This window comes from Pseudanabaena sp. 'Roaring Creek' (assembly GCF_001402795.1).
Lineage (GTDB): Bacteria > Cyanobacteriota > Cyanobacteriia > Pseudanabaenales > Pseudanabaenaceae > Pseudanabaena.
On record NZ_LIRE01000739.1, the window covers coordinates 23,663 to 34,037 of the forward strand.

5 protein-coding genes and 1 pseudogene are annotated in these 10,375 nt (G+C 41.6%); 4 read left to right on the forward strand and 2 right to left on the reverse strand.

The window, feature by feature from the left end:
• Positions 1-75: 75 nt before the first annotated feature.
• On the reverse strand, positions 76-2,604 hold the full coding sequence (locus tag AC805_RS21820; protein WP_055077360.1) for an HAD-IC family P-type ATPase: 2,529 nt from the start codon (positions 2,602-2,604) through the stop codon (positions 76-78).
• A 120-nt stretch (positions 2,605-2,724) separates the two neighbouring features.
• Between AC805_RS21820 and thiS the strand changes: the two genes are divergently transcribed.
• The 4 genes from thiS (at position 2,725) to AC805_RS21840 (ending at position 10,124) form a co-directional block, all read left to right on the forward strand.
• Positions 2,725-2,928 (forward strand): sulfur carrier protein ThiS, encoded by a 204-nt coding sequence (thiS, locus tag AC805_RS21825; protein WP_055077361.1) that lies wholly within the window; start codon positions 2,725-2,727, stop codon positions 2,926-2,928.
• Positions 2,929-3,252: 324 nt separating this feature from the next.
• Positions 3,253-7,086, forward strand: a complete 3,834-nt coding sequence (locus tag AC805_RS21830; protein WP_055077362.1) for an ATP-binding protein — start codon at positions 3,253-3,255, stop codon at positions 7,084-7,086.
• Between the two features lie 98 nt (positions 7,087-7,184).
• A complete protein-coding gene (locus tag AC805_RS21835) occupies positions 7,185-9,032 on the forward strand; it encodes an EAL domain-containing response regulator (RefSeq protein ID WP_055077364.1) in 1,848 nt (615 codons plus the stop codon).
• A 21-nt stretch (positions 9,033-9,053) separates the two neighbouring features.
• The gene (locus tag AC805_RS21840) at positions 9,054-10,124 is read left to right on the forward strand and encodes a GTP-binding protein (RefSeq protein WP_055077363.1); all 1,071 of its coding nucleotides are present in this window, start codon (positions 9,054-9,056) and stop codon (positions 10,122-10,124) included.
• A 176-nt stretch (positions 10,125-10,300) separates the two neighbouring features.
• Here the strand turns inward: AC805_RS21840 and AC805_RS27525 are convergent.
• A pseudogene (locus AC805_RS27525) lies at positions 10,301-10,375 on the reverse strand (photosystem II protein D1); the annotation flags it as partial.

Consider the following 10,375-nt stretch of genomic DNA (forward strand, 5'->3'; position numbering starts at 1 on the left):
AAAAGATATAGCATTTGCACAATTTTTTAGAAATCGTTGAAATCTTTTTAAAGATAGTTTCCATCTTCTAGCCAACTAAGGCTGACTGAGATAGCGAGGTAAATTACGCAATAGCTTGCTTGAATGCAGCATTCTTAAGAGATAATAGCTAGAGGTCGGTAAGAAAATTACCATCGTCCAGCCAAATTGATCGGGAATTTCCACTTGAAAGAAAGAAGGAAATATCAACATCAAGGCAACAGATAGACCTACGGCGACGATGCCCAGAATTGCGGCAGTAGAGTTTTTGAAGAGCGTGCGTATTTTCCAGATGGAGATATCCGTTAGCGTCCAAAACACCAATAGCACGAAGAAGATGCCAATAAAAGTGCTGACGCATTGTGCTTGACCCTTAGCAATATCTTGGAAAGTATCGGAATTGAGCATGGCAGAGCTGTAGGGAACCTTGAGAAGTGCCCACCCGCTGATGTAGTAGGACAAAACATATCCTGTCGTCATGGCGATCGCGCCAAAAATTCCAGCGATACAGCTATAGCCCAATACATCCCGCAGAAAATTCTCAAGACGTTTGGGTTTTAACCATCCAAACGAGATCCAAATTGTCGGCAAGCCTACGACTGCCATCGTTAATACAGTCATATGGCGAGGCTCCACAGGAAAAGGAAGTTGCACAAACCCTGCAAAAGCAATGGTCAGGATCACCATAATATTTTTGGTGAGATAGAGCAGGGATGAAGCCAGAATCTTTTGTTTAATCGAATCCCCTGCGGCGAAAGCCTGTGGTAATGCCGATAGATTGTTATCTAATAGCACAATATCTGCAACGTCTTTACTGATCTGCGCCCCATCGTTCATGGCGATCGCCAGTTGAGCCTCCTTAAATGCAGGCACATCATTGACTCCATCGCCGACCATGCCTACATAGCCGCCACGTTTTACCATAACGGAAATCAAACGCCGTTTCATATCGGGGGTGATTCTTCCAAAGACTGCCCCAGAAGCCGCCGCTCGACTAAAGGTTTGGTTATCCATAGCCTCTAAGGTCTTTTGGGTAAATATGGCATCATCGGGAACGGCGATTCCTGCTTGGCGGGCGATCGAGGCGACGGTTTCGACACTATCCCCTGAAATGACCTTCAGCCTGACATTGAGAGCTTGTAGCTGGGCGATCGTATCGACTACATCGGGACGTAGGCTGTCCTCCAGCAAAACTAAGCCCCGTTCGCGTCGAGCATCGGGTAGTTGGGGATTCTTCTCGGCATCGATGCTGTTTTCACTTGTAACTACAGCGATCGCTCGTAACCCTTGACGGGCATATTGTTTAGCTTGTTCCTGCATTTCGGCATTGGCAAACAAGATCTCTGGCGCACCGACCATAATAGTTGTGCCAATATCAATGGCGATCGCTCCCCATTTACGACTAGAGCTAAAGGGAATTTCGCTGACGAGTTGAGATGGCGATCGCGGCTTATCTGTAAATGCTGCCATCGCCTTGGCACTGCTATTTTGCGTTCCCATTAAATTTGTGTAGAGGGCGATTAACTCCCGCAAGGAATCCTCATCCGTATCGCCTAAAGGCACAATTGCCTTGACTAATAGTTTGTTTTGCGTGAGGGTTCCCGTTTTATCAGTACATAAAATTCTCACGCTATTCATCGAATCAACGGCATTGATTTTTTGAATTAAAGTGCGCCGCTTGCTGATCTCGACCGCGCCGATCGCAAAGGCAACGCTAATGGAGAGAATCAATCCCGCAGGCACAAAGCTATTAATAATTACCGAAGCATAGCGAATGATATCTACTACCGATCGCCCTGAATTCAGACTAGACGATAGATATAAAAAGGCCGCAACAATTAGGACGAGAATGAAAATTTCGACTAACGTATCAATCTTTTTCTGTAAGGGCGTAAATACTCGCTTATAGACCCTTGAAGACTGGGATAGTTTGACCGCATAGCTTTCATTGCCAATCTTGTTGGCTCGAAATACACAACTTCCCGCCAAGCAGAACGAACCCGACAGCACTATATCATCGATCTGTTTGGCAACGGGATCGGATTCTCCCGTCAGAAGCGATTCATCCATTTCCACATTTTGCGAAACCAGTACTGGTCCATCGACGGGAGCGCGATCGCCAGGATTAAGCTCGATGAGATCGTCACGGACTAACTCGCCCACGGGAATCTCCTGTGATTCCCCATTGCGTCTTACCTTGACCTTTTGTACCGATAGCAAAGCCAGCTTATCAAGAGTCAATTTTGCTTGGATTTCCTGTGCTACCCCTACCAGAATATTCATAAATACGGAAAATCCCGAAAATAAAGCATCGGTGATCTGCCCGAGCACCATCATCAGCACTAAAATTACGCCAAAGGTAACGTTAAATAGGGTAAAAACGTTTTCCTTGAAGATATCCTGATAGGTACGGCTGGAACGCAAGACAATGGTATTAATATCACCACGACGCTTGCGATCTCCAACTTCATTGTCACTAAGTCCAGTTTCAAGATTAATTTCAGGATTAATTTCAGGATTAACTGTGACGTTTAGAGAATCGCTCGTTATTAAGTCTGGCGTATTTGCTGAGTTAGGTTGGGGCATAGACACACAGATATTATTTTTAGTAAGAAGTATAGCAACCAATCTTTCTAATTTTGTTTTTGGACTTGGTGGTACTGAAAACTTTAGAATCAGTAGGGAAACTTAATCAAAAACAAAAGAATGATTACTGTGCAAGTCAATGGTGATAATCGCATATCCGAGGCAAATCTCACGATGATCGAATTGCTGAAATACTTAGGATTAAATCCGCGTCTGGTTGCTGTGGAATACAATGGTGAAATTTTACATCGCCAACTATGGGAAACGACATTTATCCAAAATAGCGATCGCTTAGAAATTGTTACTATTGTCGGTGGTGGCTAAATATTTAAATAGAGCGATTTAAATAGAGCGATTTAAATAGAGCGATTTAGATAAAACGATTTAAATAGAGCGAGCTTCTAAAGACTTAACATTAAACTTAGCTCCTTCTCTATCTGCAAAGTTCATGGAAGAATCTGCCCTTTAGGTATATTCTTCCATAAGATTGAGCAGTTTTTAAAGCATGAAATTGGTTTATTATTTAAGTGTCAAAGATAACTAAAGATAACTTATGAATCCTAATATGGATCTTAATAAGTTAAGCCAAAGTTAAAAGCGTTTGACCATAAGTTTGACTATAAAGATTGCTATTTTATCAGATTAAAAATGACTGAAGATATAGATAGTCAAAAAAAACTGACATTTAGAAGGATTTCGATTCGCTCGCTGATGACTTTTCCTTTTATTTTTCAGATTATTGTGGCTTTGGGGATTGTTGGTTATTTCTCATTTCAAAATTCGCAAAAGATCGTTAATGAGAATAGTAATAAAAGTAGAATAAAATCAATACTATCCCTAAAACATAGTATTTCAGACTATTTACTCCCACCAATGCAAGTTGTGCGGATGAATGCTAAGGTTCCCACCGATCGTTCTCTTAATACTAAAAACTCTAGTGAAATCATTCAAAAATTTAAGATTCTACTCACGGTATTTCCACAAGTACAGGAAATATTTTTAGGTGACAGTGCGGGAGATTTTGTTGGTGTCGTAAGGCAAGAAGAGCAGCAGTTTGCTGTCAAAGTTACTGAGAAATTTTCCACTCAAAACTGGTATCGGTTTGATGCTCAAGGCAATTTAGGTGATTTATTTAAAACTGAAAAATCTGACGATCTGCGATCGCATCCTTGGTATCAGCCAGCGCTGGAAAATAAGCAGGCAGTCTGGAGCGAAGTTTATCCTCTAGACCGTAATAATTTAGGCATTGCTGCAACTCAAGCTATTTTTGACGCTCAAGGCAAGCCTCTTTATACCATCAACGCTAGTCTAAATCTGGGAAGAATTAATGAGTTTATCGAAAACAATCGAGTAAGTGCAAAAAGCGAAATTTTCATCGTGGAGCGATCGGGACTGTTGGTAGCTACGTCCAGCAAAGAATCGCTATTTACAATCGATTTCCAAGGTAATATCCAAAGACTAAAAGCCGACGCTAGCAAAAACCCTTTTATTCAAACCACGATTATTGAATCGTCTAGACGTTTTGGGGAAATAGGGAATATTCATGACATTGAAAATTTTGATATTGATATCGACCGCAAGTCTAACGGTAAAATAGAGCGAGAAAGGCAATTTATTGAAATATCTCCCTATCAGGACGAAGCGGGTATCGATTGGTACATTTTCATTGTTACCCCAGAGTCTGATATTTTGGTGCAAACTCATCAAGATGTAATTACACTCATTGGACTATGTGTCCTTGTAGGGATATGCCTGAGTTTGCTAGGGATACAAACAGCCCGATGGATTGTCAGCCCAATCTTTCGATTGCGCGATGCTAGCATCAAGATCGCCAGTCAAAATTTTGAGCAACCTGTCCTTGACACTTGGATTGAGGAGATAGGCGATCTGACATCTGCTTTTAATCAAATGCAGCGCCAACTATTGCAATCCCAGTCTTCTTTGCAGGAATATTCGCGATCGCTCGAACTCAAAGTCGAAGAAAGAACTAGTGAATTGGCAAAGGAAATTAGCGATCGCATTGCCATTCAGCAGGAACTAGAAGAAAAAGCCGTTATCTTAAGCCATCATTATCGGGTACTAAATGAGCTTGTTAAGGATCAATCAATGCGCCAAGGCAATTTGATTGATAACGTCAAACAATTAACCGAAGTCGCAGCTCAAACCTTAGAAGTTGCCCGTAGTAGCGTCTGGCTAGTTACTACAGACCGTGTTAAATGGAGTTGTTTAGACTTGTTTTTACTGGATTCGGGCAACCACGTTGTGGAAGCAGATTTTTCGGCAAGTTCCTTTCCTAAGTATATTGGTAAGTTACAAACAGAATTAGCAGTTTCCGTTGATGATGCCCTTAACGATAGTCGCACAAATGAATTAACTGACACCTATCTAATTCAACTTGGTATAACTTCTATTTTAGAAATTCCTTTGCGACAGAATAATGAAATAGTGGGAATGCTTAGTTTGGAACATACAGGCAAACCAAGATCTTGGACTTTGCTAGAGCAAAGCTTTGCGCGATCTATTGGCGATCTAGTGGCGCTATCGATCGAGTCCTACAGTCGCAAGCTGGTCGAGCAGCAATTAAAAGATAGTGAAGAGCGTTGGCATCTCGCCTTGGAAGGCAGTAACGATGGGATCTGGGATTGGAATTGCAAAACTAATGAGGTCTTTTTTTCCGCAAGGTATAAATCGATGTTGGGATACGGAGATGATGAACTCCCCCCCAATATTGACTCTTGGCTTCATCTCATTCATCCCGATGATAGCAATCAGGTTATGACCATTGTTGAGAAGTATTGGGCAGGGGAGATTCCCCAATATATTGCGGAGCATCGAATCCGATGTAAAGACGGTTCCTATCGTTGGATGCTGGCTAGAGGGATCGCTCTTTTCGATCTAGATGGAACGCCTAACCGAATGATTGGCTCGCATACAGATATTACCGAACGCAAGCGGTTTGAGATCGATCTGTCTCAAGCCAAAGAAGAGGCTGACTCTGCAAATAAAGCAAAAAGTGAATTTTTGGCGAACATGAGTCACGAACTAAGAACACCACTTAATGGGATTCTCGGTTATGTCCAAATTCTGCAGCGTGATCGCAATTTAACACCAAAGCAAATCGAGGGGATTAACGTTATAAAACAATGCAGCAATCATCTTCTAAATTTAATTGCCGATATTCTCGATCTTTCCAAGATTGAGGCTCAAAAAATGGAGTTAATCGAAACTGACTTTCATTTCCAAAACTTCCTGCAAGGGGTAGTTGAGGTCTGTGCGGTGAGATCCATTCAAAAAGGCATTACTTTTACCTACTTGCCCTCAGCGAATTTACCGATCGGGATTTTTGCTGATGATAAGCGACTGCGTCAAGTTTTGCTCAACCTGCTGGGAAATGCAATCAAATTTACTCAAGATGGGGGAGTTACCTTTAAAGTTGATGCGATCGCCTTAAATATTCCTTACTCAGAGCTGAAACCCGACGGCAATAGCGATGATCGAGAGCGCCCCAGTTTCTCGATTATGCATCTAATTAGATTCCAGATCGAAGATACAGGTATCGGTATTAGCCCAGAGCAGATAGAGAAAATCTTTTTTCCCTTCGAGCAGGCGGGTGGAGCTTTAGTCAATGCTGAGGGTACTGGTTTGGGATTGGCAATCAGCCAAAAGATTGTCGAAATCATGGGCAGTACCATTCAGGTAAAGAGTGAGAGGGGAAAAGGCAGTATCTTCTGGATCGATTTAAATTTAAAAGCAGCAACGGAAATGATTGACTGGGCTCAAGTCAATGAAAATTTCATCCAACGGAAAACAGTTGGATTTGCTGGGGAAAATAGAACAATTCTTGTAGTTGATGATAAATGGGAAAATAGAACTGTATTGGTGAAACTGCTCGAGGAAATCGGGTTTAATATCCTAGAGGCTGCCAATGGTAGAGATGCCATAGCATTAGCCCTTGAGCAAAAGGTCGATCTGGTGATTACCGATTTAGTTATGCCTGTCATGGATGGCTTTGAGATGATCAGACAATTTCGGCGATCGCCAGATTTACAAAATATTGTGATTATTGTTACTTCTGCCAGTGCTTTTAGCAAAAATGAAGCAGAAAGCCTAGAAACTGGAGGTAATGATTTCTTGTCTAAGCCAATTTGTTTTGATACTTTACTCTCGAAAATTGCCAAGCACCTTAAAATTCAATGGATTTACGAAGAGATCTTCGCGTCTTCCCCTCCGATATACCTTGAGGAAAATACTCAAGTTCCCAATCACACCCCCATGCTCGCACCATCCCACGAAGAAATTGAAGCTCTTTGGGAATTAGTAATGCAAGGCAACATTAATGTTATTAATGAACGAGCCAATCAGTTTGAACAGCAAGATGTTAACCTAGTCCCTTTTGCTAAAGAATTACAAAAATTGGCTGGCGAATTTCAAGTCAAAAAGATTAAAGAATTGATTAAATCCTTTCGAGGTAACTCTAGTTAGATGGCAATTAGATGTTTTTGGTTAGCTACTATAAGCAAACACCAACGAAGGAGCAAACTCTCGCAGAATTTTTTATTAAAACTTTTGAATTTAAGGTCATGATCGCAGAAGTTTACCCTAAGAGTAAGATCTTAATAGTTGATGATAATCCCAATAATCTCAAGGTTTTATCTGGAACCTTAGATGGTTGTAATTGGGATATCTTAGTTGCCGTTGATGGGGAAAGTGCGATCGAGCAGGCGATCTACGTGAAACCAGATTTAATCTTTTTAGATGTCATGATGCCTATCATGGATGGGTTTGCAGCTTGTCAAATCCTGAAGAATACTGTAGAAACCTGCAACATCCCGATTATTTTCATGACTTCGCTCTCAGATACGTTAGATAAAGTCAAGGGATTTGAGTTAGGCGCTGTGGACTATATCACCAAGCCTTTCGATCGGGATGAAGTCATCGCTAGAGTCAAAACTCATCTGCAAATTAGTAGCTTGACTAAACAAATACAGGAAAAGAATGCCCAATTGGAGGATTTTACGCAAGAATTAGAAAATCGCGTTCGAGCTCGTACCGCAGAATTGTCAGAAACTCTTGCTGATTTGCAAAAAGTACAAATGCAGCTATTACAAAGAGAGCAACGCCTTGCCTACGAAGCTTGTCATGATGCGCTTACCGACCTGCCTAATCGGGCTTGGCTGATGCAAAGATTGCAATACTTAACCACCGCAAAATCCCGTTATGCAGTTTTATTTGCCGATCTCGATCGCTTTAAAGTAATTAACGATAGCCTCGGACATTTGGTCGGAGACGAACTGCTCAAACAAGCTACCCATAGGCTGAGATCGGTTCTATGCGATCGCGCCACTGTCGCTAGATTTGGTGGTGATGAATTTGTGATTCTCTTTGAAGATATTGAAAGTATTGATGAAGTCATCAACCTTGCCGATCGAATTCAATTGGAATTAGAACTTCCTTTTAAACTGGAAGATTACGAATTATTTGTCAGTATCAGCATTGGAATCGCTCTCAGCGCTGAGGATTATCTATTGCCTGAGGATATCCTTCGGGATGCGGATATTGCGATGTATCAGGCAAAGCACAAAGGACGAGGTCGATACGATGTCTTTAATCCGCTTACCCGTGAAGCCGCGATCGCCAGATTAGAAATGGAAAACGATCTGCGGAGAGCGATCGAGCGTGAAGAGTTTTGCATGTATTATCAACCGATTTATAGTCTACAAACCGATCGCATCTGTGGTTTTGAATCCCTCGTCCGCTGGAATCATTCTTCTGGGAAATTGATATCTCCGATTCACTTTATTCCGATTGCCGAGGAAATAGGTTTAATTAATGCTTTGGGTTTGTGGATCTTGAAGCAGTCTCTACACCAAATGAAAATTTGGTATCAACAATTTAGCGATCGCCCTAGCGATCGCAGTTTATGGATGAATGTCAATATCTCCCCGATCCAGCTCAAACAAATTGATTTCGCTCAAAATGTTCAAAAGGCATTAGAGGAATCAGGCTTACCGAGTAATTGTCTAAAACTAGAAATTACGGAAAGTTGCCTTTTAGATTTTGCTGATTCGGAAATATCTGTTTTGGAACAATTAAAGAATTTAGATATTAAGCTTTGCATTGATGATTTCGGAACGGGATACTCGTCACTTAGCCGATTGCATGAATTACCCATCCATACCTTGAAAATCGATCGCTCGTTCGTCCAAAAGTTGGCAACCAGTAATAAAAATAGTATGGTATCCACGATTATTAACTTAGCCCACGGACTGAGTATGGATGTTGTGGCTGAAGGCGTAGAAACAGAATCCCAAAAACAAATCTTGCGGTCTCTGAATTGCAATTATGGGCAAGGTTACTTCATGTCACTTCCATTAGATTCCAAAGCCGCAACTTCTTTAATTGAGTATAATGATTTGCATTACAGGTAATACAGGTAATTGATATAGGCTATGATCGCAACTGAAAAAATTCCCGCTACCGTCCTCACAGGCTTTCTTGGTGCAGGAAAAACGACATTACTCAACCACATCCTTACCGCAGAGCATGGCAAAAAAGTTGCCGTCATAGTCAATGAGTTCGGCGAAATCGGTATCGATCAACAACTAGTGATCGGTGCTGATGAAGAAATTTTTGAAATGAATAATGGCTGTATTTGTTGCACTGTGCGCGGCGATCTCATTCGGATTATTGGCAATCTCATGCGCCGCCGTCATAAGTTCGATCATCTCTTGATCGAAACCACTGGTCTCGCCGATCCTGGTCCTGTGATTCAGACTTTTTTTATGGATGAAGACATTCATCGTCAGGTCGATCTGGATGCGGTGGTGACTGTAGTTGATGCTAAGCATGTCCAACAGCATTGGGGCGATCGCGAAGTTCTTGAACAGATTGGCTTTGCTGATGTAATTCTGTTGAATAAAACCGATCTCGTAACTAAGGTTGAACTGGATGAACTGGAAGCGAAAATCAAGCATCTCAACGTTCTGGCAAAGGTCTCTCGCGTTCAACTTAATCAAGACAAGGTTGAAGATAGTGTTAACAAAGTGATTAACGTTGGCGGTTTTGATTTAAACCGTATCCTCGAAAAAAATCCTGAGTTTGTTACCCCTAAAGGAGAAGCATCTCACGATCATCATGACCACGATCATCATGACCATGAGCATCACGACCACGAGCATCACGATCATAAGCATGATCACGATCATCATCACCATATCCATGATGAAGAGGTTGGCTCTGTGAGTATTGTAGAGACAGGATCCGTAAATCCATACAAATTTCAAGAATGGATTAACGAACTGTTAAAAACCCAAGGTCAAGATATCTTTCGTTCTAAGGGAATTATCAATCTTTCGGGTGCAGAGGAGCGACTGGTATTTCAAGGCGTACATATGCAGTTTGACGCAACTCGCGATCGCCCTTGGAAAAAAGATGAACTTCGGAAAAACCAATTGGTGTTTATCGGCAGACACCTTGAGGCAGATAAACTGCGCAACAGTTTCCGTCTTTGTTTGGTATAGTTTTCGCCAAGTTATACCAAAGCTCAAAATGGCGTAGCCATTTTGAGCTTTGGTATAAAAGAGGATGACTGCGCTTTGTGCAGCCATCCTCTTTTAAGTTTTTTAGACAATAAAAAAGCTCCCCTTACGGAGAGCTTTTTTATTTATCTAGATTTGGACTAGAACATCACTCGGAATTAACCGTTGATAGCAGGAGCAGCCATTGCAACAGGTGCTACATCAACAGCAGCCAAATCGAGAGGGAAGTTGTG